The organism is Acinetobacter lwoffii (assembly GCF_024129435.1).
GTDB classification, from domain to species: Bacteria; Pseudomonadota; Gammaproteobacteria; order Pseudomonadales; family Moraxellaceae; genus Acinetobacter; species Acinetobacter lwoffii_F.
The window spans coordinates 36,060-53,253 of record NZ_JAMXXN010000015.1 but is presented as its reverse complement, the minus strand read 5'-3'; the positions used below and the strand labels follow the sequence as shown (position 1 = coordinate 53,253).

At 45.2% G+C, this 17,194-nt stretch carries 15 protein-coding genes; 6 read left to right on the top strand and 9 right to left on the bottom strand.

What is annotated here, in order from left to right:
- Positions 1-20 precede the first annotated feature (20 nt).
- Both NI455_RS10590 and radC read right to left on the bottom strand, forming a co-directional pair.
- Positions 21-932, bottom strand: coding sequence for a bestrophin family protein (locus NI455_RS10590; RefSeq protein ID WP_004733710.1), 912 nt, complete (start codon positions 930-932; stop codon positions 21-23).
- Positions 933-997: 65 nt separating this feature from the next.
- Positions 998-1,699 (bottom strand): RadC family protein, encoded by a 702-nt coding sequence (gene radC / locus NI455_RS10585; protein WP_253114075.1) that lies wholly within the window; start codon positions 1,697-1,699, stop codon positions 998-1,000.
- 113 nt (positions 1,700-1,812) lie between these two features.
- On the opposite strand from radC, the gene coaBC reads away from it, so the two are divergent.
- Both coaBC and NI455_RS10575 read left to right on the top strand, forming a co-directional pair.
- The gene (gene coaBC / locus NI455_RS10580; RefSeq protein ID WP_253114072.1) at positions 1,813-3,087 is read left to right on the top strand and encodes a bifunctional phosphopantothenoylcysteine decarboxylase/phosphopantothenate--cysteine ligase CoaBC; all 1,275 of its coding nucleotides are present in this window, start codon (positions 1,813-1,815) and stop codon (positions 3,085-3,087) included.
- Positions 3,088-3,316: 229 nt separating this feature from the next.
- Positions 3,317-3,829: a hypothetical protein gene (locus tag NI455_RS10575; RefSeq protein ID WP_026056560.1), complete on the top strand. Its 513-nt coding sequence runs from the start codon at positions 3,317-3,319 to the stop codon at positions 3,827-3,829.
- A 50-nt stretch (positions 3,830-3,879) separates the two neighbouring features.
- Here NI455_RS10575 and dusA read toward each other — a convergent pair whose 3' ends face one another.
- Positions 3,880-4,905, bottom strand: a complete 1,026-nt coding sequence (dusA, locus tag NI455_RS10570) for a tRNA dihydrouridine(20/20a) synthase DusA (protein ID WP_420909177.1) — start codon at positions 4,903-4,905, stop codon at positions 3,880-3,882.
- A gap of 274 nt (positions 4,906-5,179) precedes the next feature.
- On the opposite strand from dusA, the gene NI455_RS10565 reads away from it, so the two are divergent.
- Positions 5,180-5,824, top strand: a complete 645-nt coding sequence (locus NI455_RS10565; RefSeq protein WP_253114069.1) for a hypothetical protein — start codon at positions 5,180-5,182, stop codon at positions 5,822-5,824.
- A gap of 15 nt (positions 5,825-5,839) precedes the next feature.
- Here NI455_RS10565 and NI455_RS10560 read toward each other — a convergent pair whose 3' ends face one another.
- Positions 5,840-7,027: an MFS transporter gene (locus tag NI455_RS10560; protein WP_253114066.1), complete on the bottom strand. Its 1,188-nt coding sequence runs from the start codon at positions 7,025-7,027 to the stop codon at positions 5,840-5,842.
- Between the two features lie 983 nt (positions 7,028-8,010).
- Here NI455_RS10560 and NI455_RS10555 point away from each other — a divergent pair.
- Genes NI455_RS10555 through NI455_RS10545 form a run of 3 tightly spaced genes read left to right on the top strand, consistent with a single transcriptional unit; the run spans position 8,011 to position 10,922 of the window.
- On the top strand, positions 8,011-9,138 hold the full coding sequence (locus NI455_RS10555) for a Re/Si-specific NAD(P)(+) transhydrogenase subunit alpha (protein ID WP_005248073.1): 1,128 nt from the start codon (positions 8,011-8,013) through the stop codon (positions 9,136-9,138).
- An 11-nt stretch (positions 9,139-9,149) separates the two neighbouring features.
- Entirely contained in the window at positions 9,150-9,473 is a 324-nt protein-coding gene (locus NI455_RS10550) for a proton-translocating transhydrogenase family protein (RefSeq protein ID WP_004281642.1), read from the top strand.
- A gap of 3 nt (positions 9,474-9,476) precedes the next feature.
- Positions 9,477-10,922 (top strand): NAD(P)(+) transhydrogenase (Re/Si-specific) subunit beta, encoded by a 1,446-nt coding sequence (locus NI455_RS10545; protein WP_004281643.1) that lies wholly within the window; start codon positions 9,477-9,479, stop codon positions 10,920-10,922.
- A 266-nt stretch (positions 10,923-11,188) separates the two neighbouring features.
- On the opposite strand, the gene rsfS is transcribed toward NI455_RS10545, so the two are convergent.
- The 5 genes from rsfS to NI455_RS10520 all read right to left on the bottom strand — a co-directional run bounded on the left by rsfS (position 11,189) and on the right by NI455_RS10520 (position 17,114).
- Positions 11,189-11,596, bottom strand: coding sequence for a ribosome silencing factor (gene rsfS / locus NI455_RS10540; RefSeq protein ID WP_004645144.1), 408 nt, complete (start codon positions 11,594-11,596; stop codon positions 11,189-11,191).
- Positions 11,597-11,677: 81 nt separating this feature from the next.
- Positions 11,678-12,466, bottom strand: a complete 789-nt coding sequence (locus NI455_RS10535) for a hydroxypyruvate isomerase family protein (RefSeq protein WP_005101810.1) — start codon at positions 12,464-12,466, stop codon at positions 11,678-11,680.
- 39 nt (positions 12,467-12,505) lie between these two features.
- Positions 12,506-13,375 carry an NAD(P)-dependent oxidoreductase gene (locus NI455_RS10530; RefSeq protein ID WP_222112257.1) on the bottom strand — a complete coding sequence of 290 codons (870 nt, stop codon included), beginning with the start codon at positions 13,373-13,375 and terminating at the stop codon, positions 12,506-12,508.
- 36 nt (positions 13,376-13,411) lie between these two features.
- Positions 13,412-14,200 (bottom strand): crotonase/enoyl-CoA hydratase family protein, encoded by a 789-nt coding sequence (locus NI455_RS10525; protein WP_004733731.1) that lies wholly within the window; start codon positions 14,198-14,200, stop codon positions 13,412-13,414.
- 106 nt (positions 14,201-14,306) lie between these two features.
- Entirely contained in the window at positions 14,307-17,114 is a 2,808-nt protein-coding gene (locus NI455_RS10520) for a GacS-like sensor histidine kinase (protein WP_004645149.1), read from the bottom strand.
- Positions 17,115-17,194: the final 80 nt, after the last annotated feature.

Genomic DNA, 17,194 nt, shown 5'->3' with positions numbered 1-17,194 from the left:
GGCGAGGAGAGAATTATAAATTAAAGCAAATTATGATCTTGAGCCTGAATCGGTGGTGGCGTCGGTTTACCTAAAGTCCCTAACAGTTCAATTTCAATCGTACGTACCATCGAGTCCAGCGGCAAGTCATTACTCTGAGTACCAAAAGGCTCTTCAATTTCCGAACTTAGAGCATCTAATCCTAAAAAGGTATAAGCCAAAATTCCAACCAGTAAAGGCGTAAACAGACCAAGCGTTGAACCTAAACTAAAAGGTAAAATAAAACAGAAAAAATAGACGGTACGATTGAGCAAGACCGAATAGGCAAAAGGCAAAGGCGTCGTCGCAATCCGGTCACAACCAGTCTGGACAATACTTAGTTCCGCCACATGATTATTCATCTGCATATAGATGATATCGGAGATTTCACCTTCTTTAAGCGCCTGCATTAACTCCCATTGAATCAGGCTTAAGGTATATTGCGGCGCATTGGCCTGCTGATAGAGTTGGGTCACCGCCTGCTGGCTCATGCCGCTGGTTTCAACCAGTTCAGTCGGATTGGCTGTTTGATGGCGTAGGCGATCGCGGAGTACATTGGCAAAGACAATCACATGCTGAATCACACGCTCACGGCGACCTTGGGACAGCATCCTGCAATCACGGTCAAAATGACGTGAATTGGCAATTAGAATTCCCCAAAGTTTGCGCGCTTCCCACCAGCGGTCATAACAGGCGGTATTTTTAAAACCAAGAAAAATAGACAGTACCACTCCAATCAGGGTAAATCCGACCAGCGGTAATTCTGGAAAATGAAAATAACCAATATGTGACAAGCCACCAATGATGGCTGACATCAGCATCACCACGCCCAAAGGCGGTAAAACTTTAGGTAAAATCGTCCCCCGCCAGGAAAACAGCAGTTTAAAAACAGTTGGCTGGTCACGTACGATCATTTATTGGAATCATCACAATTTTTTTCATGATCTTGTGGAGTTGTGCCTGCTTTGTCAAGTGCTATTCAATACTGCATTTCTGGTTTGATGAGTTGCTGCTCAGCAAAGGAAAAACTGCCCTCCAAAGCGATAATACAATGGTCAATCAGATGAATATCTACCAGCTGGCAGGCTTGTTGAATCTGACGGGTCAATGCCAGGTCAGCCTTGGATGGAGAGGGCCGGCCCAGTGGATGATTATGTGCAATCACAATGGAAGTAGCCTGTTGGCTAATGGCATAACGCAACAATTGATTAATGGAAATATCACATGCATTGATGGAGCCATAAAACAGTTTTTTAAAGGCAATTTTTCTTAGACTGGCATCCAGACACAGCACGGCAAACACTTCTTGAGTTTCACCGAGCAGTTCAAAACGTAAGTAATCTCTCAGCCGTTTGGAATTGGTGAGTTCCAGTGCATCCTGTTTCAGGTGCTCGGCAATGTAACGCCGTCCGAGTTCCTTGACGGCCATCAGTTGGGTATATTTACTGATGCCCATGCCATGAAACTGGCTGATTTCCTGTAAAGGCGCATCCAGTAGTGCAGTCAAATGACCAAAATGTTGAATCAGCAACCGCGCCAGATCAACTGCCGAATGCTGCTGTGAACCGGAGCGTAGAAAAATGGCCAGTAGCTCGGCATCGGATAAACTTTCTGCGCCATATTGAATCAGGCGTTCTCGCGGCCGTTCTTGTTCCGGCCAGTTTTTAATAGAAAATTGCATAGTTATTAGACTTATTTATTATGAATTATCAGTTTTCCCGCAAGCCGATCTCTTGGGAATGCGATTATTTAATGCTATTGTGAGCCCCACTGCAACAGCGAGGTAATCTGTTCGTGAGCTTTGATCTAAGTGTAATTCCTCATAAAAATATCATTTTGGCCGTCACTGGCGGTATTGCTGCCTATAAAAGTGCAATTCTGATCCGCCGTCTAAAAGATGCCGGATTTGATGTGCGGGTCGTCATGACTCACGGTGCACAGGCTTTTATTACACCTTTAACCTTTCAAGCCTTATCGGGCAATCCCGTACATACCGAATTGCTGGATACTGAAGCAGAAGCCGGCATGGGCCATATCGAGCTGGCACGTTGGGCAGATCTGTTGCTGGTAGCGCCGGCCAGCTGTGATACCTTGGCAAAATTTGCCGCAGGTCTGGCTGATGATCTCTTAAGTACTTTATATCTGGCGACGAAAGCACCCGTCTGGGTGGCGCCTGCCATGAACCAGCAAATGTGGGCGGCGAAAGCAACGCAGCGCAATCTTGCGACACTGATCGAAGATGGTGTGCATGTGATCATGCCGGACGCGGGATCACAGGCTTGTGGTGATGTAGGTTTGGGCCGGATGCCTGAGCCGGAAGATTTAGCCCGACAGGTGACTGAATATTTTCACAAAGCTCAACGTGCGATTGCGGAAAAATTTGGCCTGCTTGCGGGTAAACAAGTCACGATTACCGCAGGCCCGACCCGCGAAGCGATTGATCCGGTGCGTTATATTTCCAATCACAGTACCGGGAAAATGGGCTTTGCACTGGCTGCAGCCTGTTATGCAGCCGGAGCCAATGTGACCCTGATTGCAGGGCCGGTCAGTCTGGACACTCCAAATGGCGTGAAACGTAAGAATATTTCTTCTGCCGTGCAAATGCTGAATGAAAGCATGCAAATGCTGGAAAATGGTTGCGATATCTTTATTGCGACAGCTGCAGTAGCCGATTATCGTGTGGCAGAAGTAGCCGAGCATAAAATCAAGAAAGCTGGTGATGAACTGAATGTAGCCTTGGTGAAAAATCCGGATATTGTTGCCACCATTGCCCAGCAGGAAAAACGTCCATTTATGGTCGGCTTTGCGGCAGAAACCCGCAATATTGAAGAATATGCTGCCGGAAAGCTGGTCGCGAAAAAGCTGGATATGATTGCCTGCAATGATGTATCACGTGCAGATATCGGATTTGCTTCGGATGAAAATGCCATGACGGTATTCTTTGCCGAGCATTATCAGCTGGACAAACGTGATCTGGAAAAAGCCTCCAAGCAGGAAATTGCCCAGCAGTTGATCGAAGCCATTCATGATGCCTTACATCGTGATCCATCCAGTGATGATGATTTTTAAAACGATCTGTATCGAAAAAACCCTGAATCCATCAGGGTTTTTTTATGGCTGATTTTTTATCATTAATTCAAAAAAACTATAGAAACCATAAATATTTAGTCTTAATCGAAGCGCCGTTTGTTTATTGTTTTTGCAAAAAAGCATAAAATGGATCACAGAATAAGCAAAGATAAAAATACTGCGTATATCAGCTATAAGCAGGAAGTGGAAAGAAAAAAAGAGGGGCGCTATGAAAAAAATCATGATGTTATGGATGGTCGCCTGTCTGACTGGATGCAGTTATTTTGTCTCGATGGATGAGCTGGCCAAAAATATTCAAACGCAGATGCAACGTGAATTTAATTCCAATCGAGATTATCAACACTATCGTTTTACCGTGAAAAAGGTCAAAATTGTCCAGCGTCAGGGGAATGAGTTTCAGGCTATTTCTCATCTGAATTATCAGGGTGAGGAATATCCCATTCATGTAAAAGTCTTTAAGGTGGATGGGGGGTATAGTTGGTCGATTGAAGATGATGCCTTTGCTTTTATTGATGAAATTGAAATTGAAAAATATCGTCAGCAACTGGATCGAGAATTACAGCAACTGGCCTCAGCCTTGGATGATCTGGAACCTGTAGATGAACCAAACCAGAATGTCTCCGGCTCGCTGATCACACCAGTGGCTGAACCCGCATTACAAGATGTTTCTTATCAAGAAGAGCCGATTCCGGTGGGTAATATTACGGCGTATACGCAATAACTCATGCGCAATCTCTATAAAAAAGCACCGATGATCGGTGCTTTTTGTGTTTAGGATTCAACTTGTTGATGTTCTCGAACATAATCTTCGGTACGCTGCATCGCTTCCTGAATATTAAAGAGTGCAGTTTCTACATCTTTCAAGGTTTTGGCATTACCACCGCTTAAAGCCTGACGCCATTTACGTGCACCCGGCAAGTTCTGGAATAGTCCCAAAATATGACGGGTAATAATGGATAAAGGTGCACCTTCGGCGATGCGATGAGCAATATAAGGTAGCATCTGTTGCATGATGTCAAAACGGTCTGGTGCATCCAGATTCCACAGTTGGCCCAGTTCAGCCAGTAAGTAAGGATTATGATAGGCTTCGCGGCCAATCATCACCCCATCCACATGTTTGAGATGTTCCAGCGTTTCGGCATAGGTTTTAATTCCGCCGTTGATCTCGATGAGCAGATCAGGACGATCCTGTTTTAAACGGTAGACATCTTCATAACGTAGGGGTGGCACGTCGCGGTTTTCTTTAGGTGATAGACCTTTTAATAAGGCAATCCGCGCATGCACGATAAAATTATTGCAGCCGGTTTTGGCCACGGTATCGACAAAATGCAGCATCTCTTCATAAGATTGCATATCATCAATTCCGATCCGGTGTTTTACGGTCACTGGAATATCCACCGCATGACGCATTTCAGCAATACATTCTGCGACTAGATCAGGCTCCGCCATCAGACAGGCCCCAATTTTATTATTTTGTACCCGGTCACTTGGGCAGCCTACATTTAAATTGACTTCGTTATAGCCCCAGTCCTGTGCCATCTTGGTACAAGTGGCGAGATCTTTTGGATTTGAGCCACCGAGTTGCAACACGATTGGCTGTTCTTCCGTATTAAAGTCCAAATGACGTTTGGCATCACCGTAAATGATTGCACCCGTAGTAACCATTTCGGTGTACATAATCACATTCGGGTTAAAAAGACGTGCAAAGAAACGATAGTCTTTGGTAGTCCAATCCATCATCGGCGCAACACTGATTCGTGGTTGAAGTTTATTTTCAATGGTGGTCAGATCAGTCATTCAAAATCACGCCTTAACGAAATGGAAGAAAGAAGAAGCAATTCATGCGATCACTCAGCTATTGGTTTTTGGCTTAAACTGGATCGGCTGACGTCGCAAAAAGAGGGCGTAATACTAGCATAAAATCAGAAAAACCACCCGGCGAACTTGAGCTAGCCCGGTAAATCCAGGGAATGAAACAAGAAATAAAATTGGAATTCCCAGTCAGGTTGGAATGGTATATTTTGATAGGAGAAAGATGAAGATAAAAATTTTAGAAATAAGGAGAATAATCATGTTGTTATTGGAGGAAATTTATAAAAGCCATAAAGCACAAAATTCGGCACATTTTAATTTAAGAATTCATCGGGGCTTAGGCTGGTTTAAAAAATCGCTAGATCTGGATCAGGATCTGGATTTTAAGTTTATCAGCCTGTGGATCAGCTTTCAGGCGATTTATGCAGATGAGAGTGATCTAGTTCAAGATCAAAGCAAGCTGCAGCAGTTTCTGGAAACACTCTGCCAAAAGGATCTGGATCAGAAAATTAATCATATTCTTTGGGAAAAATACAGCCAGCCGATCTGCTCACTTTTGGCCAATCCCTATGTGGAACAAAGCTTTTGGGATTATCGTCATCAGAAAATTAGCCTGGAAAGCTGTCAGGTTGACTTGGAAACACAGAAACAGAATATAGAGAATGCTTTAAAAGAACGAAATTCTGTTGAAATTTTAGCTGGAATATTTCAGCGTTTATCTACCTTGCACCATCAGATAATGCAGGGTGGCGCCACGTATCACAGCTCGCTGAATTATAAATCATTAGAGGAGAGCTGCCGAATTCTGGCAGCCTTATTGCCGGTTTTTATCTGTATTTTATTAGAAAACTCACAAACTCTTGATCTGAATAAGCCTTATTATCCGGCGGTGCAAGTCAGCTAGATATAGTCAAAATACTTATGCAGTTATGCGGGCCTGATGCCATTGATCCAGCAGGGCGAACAAGGTAGCGCACAAAGCTAGCCCAAGTCCTGTCATACAGGTCATGCTCCAGCCCCCGTGATGCCAAGCATAAACCCCTAAGGCTGAACCACAGGCACCGCCTATAAAATACAAGGTCATATACAGTGAATTGACCCGTGATTTGGCATCCGGGCGCAGGCGGAAAATCACGTTCTGGTTACAGCTGTGCGTAATCGCGAGCCCCAGATTTATCAGTCCATAACCCAGAATATAACTGAGCAAGGATACCGCACCAAAATATAAAAACAGCCAGCTTCCCATCAGGATAGAACAACCGATCCAGCTCAGTGTTTTGATATGGCCACGATCGGCCCATTTGCCAATGAACTGCGTGGAAAGTGCGCCAAATACACCCACCAGCGTGACCAGTCCGACCATGACATCAGAAAGCTGAAAAGGTTCCTGCGTCAACAGTAGAGCTATGGTGGAGAACAACATACTCATGGCAGCAAAAGCACAGGCGCCTGTAAGTGAACGCAAAACCAGTCGTGGTTCCTGCTTGAGTAATATCCCCATAGATTTAAAAATCGCTGTATAGCTGATTCTCAGACGTGGCAGGCTCGGTAGTTTTCCTCTCAAATAAAAACTTAAGGCCAACATGCTTATGCCACTGAGGATATAAATCATTTTCCAGTGAAACAGGTCGGAAAGTAATCCGGCAATACTGGTCGAAAGTAGAATGCCAACCAGTAATCCGCTCATCAGGAAGCCCACCACTTCTCCAGTTTTTTCCGGTTTGACCGCCATGGTGGCCAAGGGAATCAGAATCTGTGCAGCTACGGAAAACAGTCCGGCAATGATAGTGCCGACCCAGAGCATTGGCAGATTCACTGCACTGGCACAAATAAATAAACCTGCTGCTGCACCCAGCATGAGGAAAGGGATCAGTTTGGTTTTATTCAGCATGTCCCCTAAAGGCACAATAAAAAGCAGGCCCAGGGCATAAGAGATTTGAGCAAAAGTGACAGTAAGCGCCACTTGTGATTCAGGTACCTGATAATACTGCTGAATCGATGAAATCAGCGGCTGGCAATAATAGTTCGCACCGGCACATAAGCCGCATGCAATCGCCATCAGCCATAATAAGGGCTTATTTTGACTAATATCGAGGGGCGTGTGCATAGGGCTAACCTTGTATTCAGACCGGAAGAACTTAAATGAGGAATGAGAATAATGTTCAAATTGAGGGCACTATAGGCCAGAAGTTCTTGCTTTAAAAGTAGAGAAATATTGCCAGCATTGAAAATTGTTAGAACTCAGGCAGCTTAATGAAAGAAGTGCAATTTCAAATAGAAAGTATGAGTGAATATTTACAGAATTTTTTATCTTTTAATGATGGGGTTGCTTCATTAAAGCGCAGCTTAAAGTAAAAACAATAAAAAAGAGCACTGAGGTCAAAAAAGTGGAATATTTACTCTATTTTATTGCGCAAATTTGGTGCAAAAATGGGATTTCCCATTTTGAATCAAGTTCAGTACATTAATATAATAAATAGTACGCAAGGTTTTTTTCTACCCTTTATCTGACTGTTTGAGACTTGGGTCTTATAAAATTTTGGCGATTACTTTTTGTCAGATCTATCAATTCTGTCTGATGAAGATCTGCTCAAAACAAATTCTATCATTTCATAAAATACGATTTTAACATCTAAAAACAGTGCTCTTGCTTGAGTACTAAATCTGTCAAAAAAGTCAAAACTAAAAAAAACGACGCAGCTAAAGTGCCGCTATCTATAGGGACTAGAGAAATTGAAAGTCTGCTTCTGAATCAAGAAATACAGCAATCATTGTCAGAATCATCAATGTAACAAAATAAATCAGAAATTCGCGCTTATTTACGCCAGCAAAATCTGGATATTTCATTCAGTGGAATGAATATCGTTTATAAAAGCATCGAATATGAATAGCTAGAGAATTAAATAAATGTGCTATTGCAGCATCATTTTTATGAATCATCAGTTCAAAATATAGGTATTTATTAAATAAATAGTAGGTGGTAATTTCAAACAGTTTGATTAGAATCCAAAAATTCAACAAGAACACATCCTGAGGGGAAGCATCGTTTAGGCGATGTTTACTTAAGAAAAATTAGCTTGAGGAACGCTCATGCAGATCGGAATTCCAGCCGAAACTGTTGTCGGTGAAAATCGCGTCGCTGCGACGCCAGAGACAGTAAAGAAATTGATCAGCGCAGGACATAGCGTGATTATCGAACGTGGTGCAGGGGTTAAAGCTGCCTATATCGATAGTGCCTATGAACAAGTTGGTGCCAAAATTACGGATGATGCCTATACTGGCAGTCAGTTGATTTTAAAAGTTCGTGCACCGAAAGGTGATGAAATTCAAAAACTCAACCCGAATACCACTATCGTGGCAATGTTTGATCCTTACCGTAATACTGAGCTTGACCAATTCGCGGCACAAAACGTGTCTGCATTTGCATTGGAACTTTTGCCACGAACCTTGTCTCGTGCGCAGAACATGGATGTCTTGTCTTCTCAAGCCAACCTTGCAGGTTACAAGTCGGTGCTTTTGGCTGCGGCTGAATACCAGCGCATGTTCCCGATGCTGATGACTGCTGCGGGTACGGTTAAACCGGCTCGTGTGGTGATCATGGGGGTCGGCGTAGCGGGTCTGCAAGCGATTGCAACAGCAAAACGTTTAGGTGCCATCGTTGAAGCCACGGACTTGCGTCCAACTGCCAAAGATCAGGTTGAATCTTTAGGTGGTAAATGGCTAGACGTACCGATGTCTGCTGAAGAGCAGCAAAAAGCGGCTGATGCTGCCAAAAATGGTTATGGCTGGATGCCGGGTGAAGAATACATTCGCGATCAGGCGGCAATTGTTGATAAAGCGGTATCAAATGCTGACATCGTGATTACCACAGCGCTTTTACCGGGCCGTGATGCACCGCGTTTAATCCGTGCTGAAACAGTTGCGAAAATGAAACCCGGTTCAGTAATTCTGGACATGGCAGTAGAATCTGGCGGTAACGTCGAAGGTTCAAAATGTGGTGAAACAGTCTATACCGACAACGGCGTTAAAATTCTCGGCATTCCAAATATTCCGTCGACTGTATCAACTGAAGCCTCTGCTTTATACGCTCGTAACGTATTTAACTTCGTGGAAACATTATTTGATGCAGACAAGAATTTTGTCCTGAATCAAGAAGAAGAAATTCAAAAAGCCCTACTTGTCACTCATGGCGGCCAAGTGCTGCTGAAACGTGGTTAAGGAGAAGACTCATGGTTGAAACAATTACGATTTTTGTCCTTGCCATTTTCGTAGGTTACTACGTGGTGTGGGGTGTAACACCAGCATTGCATACGCCGTTGATGGCGGTCACCAATGCCTTATCATCGATTATTATTGTCGGTGCGATGATTCAGACCGTTGGTCTGCCGGTGATCGGCGTTGAAGGTAGTGTGGATTTCCAGACCATTAACGTGGTGAGCGTACTTGGCGCGATTGCAGTATTCCTGGCGAGCATTAACATTTTTGGTGGCTTTGCCGTGACTGCTCGTATGCTGGAAATGTTTAAACCTAAGCAAAAGAAAAAAGAGGGTTAATCCATGGAAATGATTCGAGAATATGCGGATTGGTTCTACCTGATTGGTGCCGTTCTTTTTATCCTGACGCTACGTGGTTTATCAGGTCCTAAAACTGCGATTGCCGGTAACCGTTACGGGATGATCGCGATGGCCATTGCGGTCGTGACTACCTTCTTTGTAGCTGAGAATCCGGTGGTCTGGATGATCATTGGCGCAATGGTGCTGGGTGCAATCGTGGGTATTGCCCGTGCACGTACAGTTCCAATGACCCAGATGCCTGAAACTGTAGCGTTGATGCACTCATTGGTAGGTCTGGCTGCGGTTTTGATTGCTGTCGCTGCCATTATTCACAACAACAAACTGATTGAACTTGGTCCAGACCTGTTGGCTGCCAATGGTGTCAATTTCCATGAAATGAGCCGTGTTCATTTATTTGAACTGTTTGTGGGCTGTTTCGTGGGTGCGATTACCTTTACTGCATCAGTCTTTGCTTACGGCAAACTGGCCGCGAAGAAATGGGCAAAAACCATTTCAGGTGCATGGGTGAAACCGGTTCAGGCGATTATCTTTATTGCAATGTTAGGTTTTGGTATTCACTTCTTCCTGACGGGTAATATGACTTCGTTCTGGGCAATGACAGGTCTTGCACTGGCATTCGGCTGGGTATGGATTGCACCAGTCGGTGGCGGTGATATGCCAGTGGTGGTATCGCTACTCAACTCATTCTCGGGTTGGGCAGCAGCGGGGATTGGTTTTACCCTAGAAAACAACATGTTGATCGTTGCAGGCTCACTGGTGGGTTCTTCAGGTGCGATTCTGTCTTACATCATGTGTAAAGCGATGAACCGTTCTATCATCAACGTTTTGTTTGGCGGTGCGATGGGCGGTGCAGCTGCGCCGACAGCAGGAGCAGGTGAACAGGTTCAACGTAATCACCGTTCTGGCTCGGCAGATGATGCAGGCTTCCTGATGTCAAATGCAGACAGCGTGGTGATTGTACCGGGTTATGGTATGGCGCAAGGCCGTGCACAAAATGCGGTAAAAGAATTGGCTAACTTGCTAAAAGAGCAGGGCGTAACGGTTCGTTTTGCGATTCATCCTGTAGCAGGTCGTATGCCAGGTCATATGAACGTACTACTTGCTGAAGCGGACGTACCGTATGAAGACATCCTGGAAATGGATGAGATCAACTCGGACTTCCCGGCAACAGATGTGGTGCTAGTGATTGGTGCGAACGACGTTGTGAACCCTGCGGCGAAAGATGATCCAACCTCGCCAATTTATGGTATGCCGATTCTGGAAGCGCATAAGGCACGTACGATTATGGTGATTAAGCGTTCTATGGCAACCGGTTATGCAGGTCTCGACAATGACTTGTTCTATAATGACAAGACCATGATGATCTTCGGTGATGCCAAGAAAGTGGTGGAAGATATGACCAAAGCCATTAATGGTACAGGTCACTAATCATCTAAATCATTAGAATCCCCCTAAGTCCCCCTTTAATAAAGGGGGATTTTTTATTTTATATCTTGGAAAAAAGATGATTGAGTGGTCATCGAACGTCTATGTTTATGATGAATTGATCCTAAAATACCAATCAAATCGGTGCATAAGACAAGATGGAAATTAAAAAATAGCGAACAGATTGAGTTGTATTAATGCTTATAAAGTTAGATGAACAGGCAATAAAAAAGCGACCTACACAGGTCGCTTTTTTGAATATTCGGTTTTTACGCTACAGAGTCAGTATCTGTAGGATTGCGCCATAAGCTTTCTAGGTCATAGAATTTACGCGCTGTTGGCAGCATACAATGAACCACCACATAACCAAGGTCGATGAGGATCCATTCAGCATCACGTTCGCCTTCAATACCAAGAGGGCGGAAGCCAGCTTTACGTGCTTCTTCAGCAACGTTATTGGCCAATGATTTGATGTGACGTGTCGATGTACCGCTTGCAATGACCATAGCATCAGCCACATTACTGATACCGCTGACATCAAGCTCAACAATTTCTTTTGCTTTTACATCTTCAAGTGCAGCATGTACGACTTTTAAGCAGTCCTGTACAGCTTGAGAATTTGAATTCATAGTAAGATCGTGAGAATTAGAAGCGCTGGGCGATGGTTCTAAATTCATGGGGAGTGTAATTTCCTAACAATTATGCATGGTCTAATATAGCGGTTTTAGTCCTGAATTTCAAATGAAGCCGCAGTCCACTCAGTCATGCTCCGGAAAGAACTCAGCTTTCCAGTCAAAGGAATCGTTGGAATGTCCGCTAGGTTTATACTCGGCAGCGACATAACCTTGATATTGACTATGTTTTAACCACTGAAATATATCATGATATTGAATTGAACCCGTATTGGGTTGATGCCGTCCCGGACAATCCGCAAATTGGATATGACCAATCGAGGCAATATTTTCTTGCAAAGTTTCTAAGACATCTTCGCCCATCATTGCCATGTGGTAACAGTCGTACTGCATTTTTAAGGCCGGATGATGTACCGCTTCCAGCATTTCCTGGGCTTGGGCAACATTTTGAATCAAAAAACGTGGCATATCGGTGCCATTGATCATTTCGAAGACCGGTTCAATTTGATGCTCAAGCAGCATTGAACAGGCCATTTTTAGGTTACTCGCCAGCGTATTCAGGCAGGGTAAAAGATCACAATCCCTAGGCTGTTTTCCTGCCAGAATGTTCACCCGAGGTACATTCAATGCGGTAGCATACTGGATGGCCTGCTCAACCGCATGACGAAACTCGATTTCCTGTCCTGGAATGCCAGCCAGACCATGACCGCCCTGCATTAAATCACCTGCCGGCACATTAATCAGGCACAAGTTTAGCTGATGGGTGCTGAGCTGGTTTTGAATCTGGCCAATCGTAAGTTCATAAGGAAACTGGATTTCCACATGATTAAAGCCCTGTGCACGAGCCAGCGCGAAACGTTCGATCAGCGGCACTTCGGTAAAAATCATCGACAGGTTGACGGCAAGTTTAATCATGTCTTTCTCTTCAATATTCAAGGCCGCATCAATCAAGCGTTATGAATGTTTTAGTTGCTGGATTACAGTAGCCAGATCTGCTTCGGCAAAGCCTTGGGCTTGATGAGCATGTAACTGCGTTAAAGCTTGAGTCGCCACCGGAACATCCAGGTCAAAGCTTTGTGCCAGTTGCACGGCATTATTCAGATCCTTGGATAAGGTCTGTACTTTCCATTGCACCGGTTCAAAAGTTTGCGTGGCCATACGCGGTGCCAGAATCTGAAAAGGCTTGGAGTCGGCAAAACCACCCGCCAGCGCAGGCGCCAGTAAACGTGTATCCACCCCGGCAAGTCCAGCAAGGGCGACCGCTTCTGCGATCAAGGTGCTATTGGCAGCCACAATTAGCTGATTACAGATTTTAGTCGCCTGACCGGTACCCGTATCACCCATGCGGGTCACGCGTTGTGAAAGTACTGCATAGATCGGATTAAGATTTTCAATAGTCGCGGCATTACCACCGGCAAAAATCACCAGACTGCCTTGTTCGGCTCCAACTGTACCGCCTGAAACCGGAGAGTCAATCCAGGTTACTTTCTTAGCCTGTGCTTGTGCAGCAAGTATTTGGGTTTGCTGTACTGAAAGGCTGGAGAAATCTACAATCACTTGCTCCGCAACCAAATACGGTTCGATCTGAGCAAAAACAGATTGCACTGCCTGATCATCTGCCAGGCAGGTCAGAATCACCGGGTAATCTGTAATCTTATCTAAAGATAGCGTAGTTGCACCTAGATCCAGCAAGGGCTCACAGGCAGATGGTGTACGGTTCCAGACTGCCACCTGAAAACCTGCTTGAAGCAGACGTGTGGCCATGCGAGTGCCCATCAGCCCCATACCTAAAAAGGCAATTTTAGTATCGCGATTCAACTGCATGCTTTGGTTTATTCCTTTCCTAGATTCAGACTGGGTTTATTTGTATTGGCGCGGTACAAACTGAACCTCTGGGTTTTTGTCCTTTTTACGGGCCAATTGACTGTTTTTACCCAGTAATAATTTCAGCTGCCATATTTTTTCCATACGCAAGGATTTATTTGGACGATGCTGCATGGCATCCAGTACAAATTTAGAGGCCATCAGCGCATCTGGAGAACGTTGCAGCATTTCTTCAGCCAAGGCTTGTGCTCTTCCTAGTGGCTGTTCATCGACATGGGTGATCAGACCGATTTCTTTGGCATATTCACCATCAAAAATCCGGGCAGTTAAGGTCAGCTCTTTGGCCAGATCAATACCAATCAGGCCTTTCAGGGAGCGGCTGAGTCCCATGTCTGGCACCAGTCCCCAGCGGGTTTCCATAATCGACATTTTGGTCTCAGGATGGGCAATGCGGATATCTGCGGCTAATGCCAGTTGCATCCCGGCACCAAAACAGAAGCCCTCCATTGCGGCAATCACCGGAACAGGTAATTCTTGCCAGACCAGAAATGCTTTTTGAAACAGGCTTTGACCCGGACGAATCAGTTCCCAAGCAGCATAAGCACGATTTTTAGGATTATTTAAATCTGCCAGATCAATACCGGCACTAAAGACCTGGGCTTCTCCCGTTAAAATCACACATCGGATGCTTTTATCTTTTTTGATTTTTTGTGCAGTCGCGACCAGTTCGCGCAGCAGGGCAAAGCTCATGGCATTGCGTTTATCCGGACGATTCAGTGTAACAGTGGCAATGCCGTTATTTTTTTCCAAGCGCACGAGTGACATGGCATTCTTCCTTATTTTTCCTGGCTTGAGCATAGCATGCAGCCTTTAGGCTTGCATGACAGCTCAGTCACACTTCTTAAGTCATGGACTGAGCCACTTCAGAGGTTTAATTCAAATGTTGCTTCAAAATTTGCTGGGCAGCCTGTTCAACCTGTTCAACCACGGCTTTGAGTTCATCAAAATATTTCAGCACGTCCTGAACAAAGTTTTCATCGGCCTTACGGCGTTCTTTGCGCAGGGTTGAAACGAACTGTTCAAAGCCACCGGTGACTTTCTGTAAAGTCGGTGCACCGACATAGCGGGTCGCGCCGTATAAACGATGCAGCACATGTTCCAGTTGTGGGAAATCTTCCAGTTCAATCAGTTGCTGCATTTCATCGAGTTCATCCGCAAAGCTGTCCACCAGCATGCGTAACAGATCTACCGCCAGATCTTCCTTATTGGCTGCCAGTTGCAGACTTTGCTGCCAGTCCAGAATATTTGGATCCAGAGCATCAATCACATTGGCACGTTCCAGTACCGGAATCCGTTTAAAATGCTCGGTGGTCCAGTGCGTCAAAATTTGGATAATCTGCTCGATCTGGATCGGCTTGGTGACATAATCATCCATGCCGTTTTGCAGCAGTTTATGTTTTTCATCAGAAAGTGCATGCGCCGTCAGTGCAATAATCGGCAGGCGGCTATGATTTTCAAAGGTCGATTCCAGCGAGCGAATAGCACGGGTGGTATCGATCCCGGACATGACTGGCATCTGGATATCCATAAAGACCAGATCAAACGCCGGTTGTTCCTGTTCATAACGGCGCTGAATAATATCGATCGCTTCCTGTCCGCTGAGGGCTTTGGTCGTGGTGACATTGAGTTCGCCCAGAAGGGCTTCCAGAACAATCAGGTTCGGCAAATGATCATCCACGGCCAGAATATGCAGGCCTTGACCATTAAACTCTTCATGCTGTTCCTGGTCGAAGACCGGCTGATTGCCGAGTAACTGAATCAGCGCGCTGCGGCTGAGTGGCTGATGCAGGGCACGGGCACGATGGTCATTGAGCATGCTTGGATCCAGTTGCATCTGATAACCATAGACAGCCAGATGACCCTGATAACGTGAACGGATTTCGCGTAACAAGACTTCACTGTCACCACTATGATCGACGATCAGCCAGGTATTTTCGCTATTCTGTAAATGATTCAGACGGCTAAACAGATCCAGAATTGATGCACATTCAATATGTTTAACCTGATAATTTTCCAGATAATGCCGCAGCACATTCGCAGTTGCCGGATGTGCAAGATAAGACACCACGGTCAATTCGCTAAAATCTGGATGCTCAATCACGGTATCTTCATCGACCAGGAACTGGGCAGTAAACCAGAAAGTAGAGCCTTTTTCGGTTGGAGCACGTTCCTGATTGTCTTCAAAACCAATCTGGCCATGCATCAGGCTGACCAGCTGTTTGGAAATTGCCAGACCAAGACCGGTACCGCCAAACTGACGGGTCACCGAGGTATCACCCTGCGAGAAGGACTCAAACAGCTTTTTACGGTCGGTACCACTCAGGCCAATGCCGCTATCCTGTACACTAAAATGCAGCACACACTGATCCATTCCATCATGTTCCATGCGTGCCCGGACAATGATTTCTCCATCCGGAGTGAATTTGATCGCATTGGAAATCAGGTTGGTCAGAATCTGTTTAAATCGTAGCGCATCACCAATAATGTGTTTTGGCACACCATCTGCATAATAGAAGGCCATATCAATATGTTTTTGTGCTGCCAGAGGTGACAACATGTCCATCACATCAAAAATCGCTTCTTCCAGATCAAAAGGTGCCGTTTCCAGTTCCAGTTTGCCGGCATCAATTTTGGAAAAATCCAGAACATCATTGATCAGTGCCAGCAAATGCGCCGAAGACTTACGAATGGTCTGCAAATACAGGCTCTGCTCGTTGCTGAGATTGCCCTGACGTAACAACAGATGAATAAAACCATCAATACTGTTCAGCGGGGTGCGCAATTCATGGGAAATATTGGCCAGAAACACCGACTTGGCCTGGTTGGCCGAGATCGCCTGGTCGCGTGCCTGACGATAGGTAATATTCTGGACTTCTAAAGTGTCGAGGGTGCGGCGTAAATCGTCTTCGGTCTGTTCGGTATGTTCACGCAGTTCCAGAAAGCTGAAATGCAAACGTTTCACCACATTGGCGATATCACGTTGCAATAAACGCAGCTCGCCGGTGCTGTTAATCACCATATGCTGGCCGAGGGTATCGGCATTCAGGCGTTGCAACTGCATGCGAATCTCATACATCGGGGCGATCCAGCGCCGAGAGTAGAAGTTCAGACAGAGCAACAATAATAATAAAGTCAGTAATCCGGTCGCAATCAGTACGATTAGTACCCGGTAACGGGCAATTGCTAGCGGCTGGTTATCCAGTTCGATCGCCAGCCAGCCGGTAGAAAAAGTGTTTTCATTCACTTTAATGGCATAGATATGATTATCTTGATGCAGAATCGGGCCAACAAAATTACCGCTTTTCTCAAATTCTGGCCAAGGCGCTTGTTCCTGAAAGCCGATGCCCAAACGGTTCTTGCCATTTTCGTCCAGAACCGCTGCCCGAACTAGATGCTTTTCATTCAGCATGTTCTGCATGGCATTGTGGGCCTGGTCATATTGCCATGGATACAGATTCAAGATATCCAGTGCATATTCTGAAGTGCCTTGAAAGCGGGTTAAAATCGCAATGGCCATCTGCTTCTGTTGGGCACGTGCGGCGTTCGAGGTTTCAGTCAACACCAGCATGGCACCGACGCAGGCCAAAATGGTAATTGGCACAAAAATCAGCGCAATCAGCTGTCCATAGGCATGATTTAAGTGTAGGCGTTTAAACAGCTTTTTGTTGATCGTTGACATGATTTAAGCAGTATTTTCTTTATGCCTGGCATATTAGCATGCTTTAAATCGACAGTTAAAATTTAAGCATAATTTTTATA

Coding starts and splice junctions, on each gene's coding strand:
- NI455_RS10545 (WP_004281643.1), top strand. CDS start 9,477: ATGGAAATGATTCGAGAATATGCGGATTGGTTCTACCTGATTGGTGCC.
- NI455_RS10555 (WP_005248073.1), top strand. CDS start 8,011: ATGCAGATCGGAATTCCAGCCGAAACTGTTGTCGGTGAAAATCGCGTC.
- NI455_RS10525 (WP_004733731.1), bottom strand. CDS start 14,200: ATGTCACTCGTGCGCTTGGAAAAAAATAACGGCATTGCCACTGTTACA.
- NI455_RS10575 (WP_026056560.1), top strand. CDS start 3,317: ATGAAAAAAATCATGATGTTATGGATGGTCGCCTGTCTGACTGGATGC.
- NI455_RS10520 (WP_004645149.1), bottom strand. CDS start 17,114: ATGTCAACGATCAACAAAAAGCTGTTTAAACGCCTACACTTAAATCAT.
- dusA (WP_420909177.1), bottom strand. CDS start 4,905: ATGACTGATCTGACCACCATTGAAAATAAACTTCAACCACGAATCAGT.
- rsfS (WP_004645144.1), bottom strand. CDS start 11,596: ATGAATTTAGAACCATCGCCCAGCGCTTCTAATTCTCACGATCTTACT.
- radC (WP_253114075.1), bottom strand. CDS start 1,699: ATGCAATTTTCTATTAAAAACTGGCCGGAACAAGAACGGCCGCGAGAA.
- NI455_RS10565 (WP_253114069.1), top strand. CDS start 5,180: ATGTTGTTATTGGAGGAAATTTATAAAAGCCATAAAGCACAAAATTCG.
- NI455_RS10590 (WP_004733710.1), bottom strand. CDS start 932: ATGATCGTACGTGACCAGCCAACTGTTTTTAAACTGCTGTTTTCCTGG.
- NI455_RS10535 (WP_005101810.1), bottom strand. CDS start 12,466: ATGATTAAACTTGCCGTCAACCTGTCGATGATTTTTACCGAAGTGCCG.
- NI455_RS10550 (WP_004281642.1), top strand. CDS start 9,150: ATGGTTGAAACAATTACGATTTTTGTCCTTGCCATTTTCGTAGGTTAC.
- NI455_RS10530 (WP_222112257.1), bottom strand. CDS start 13,375: ATGCAGTTGAATCGCGATACTAAAATTGCCTTTTTAGGTATGGGGCTG.
- NI455_RS10560 (WP_253114066.1), bottom strand. CDS start 7,027: ATGCACACGCCCCTCGATATTAGTCAAAATAAGCCCTTATTATGGCTG.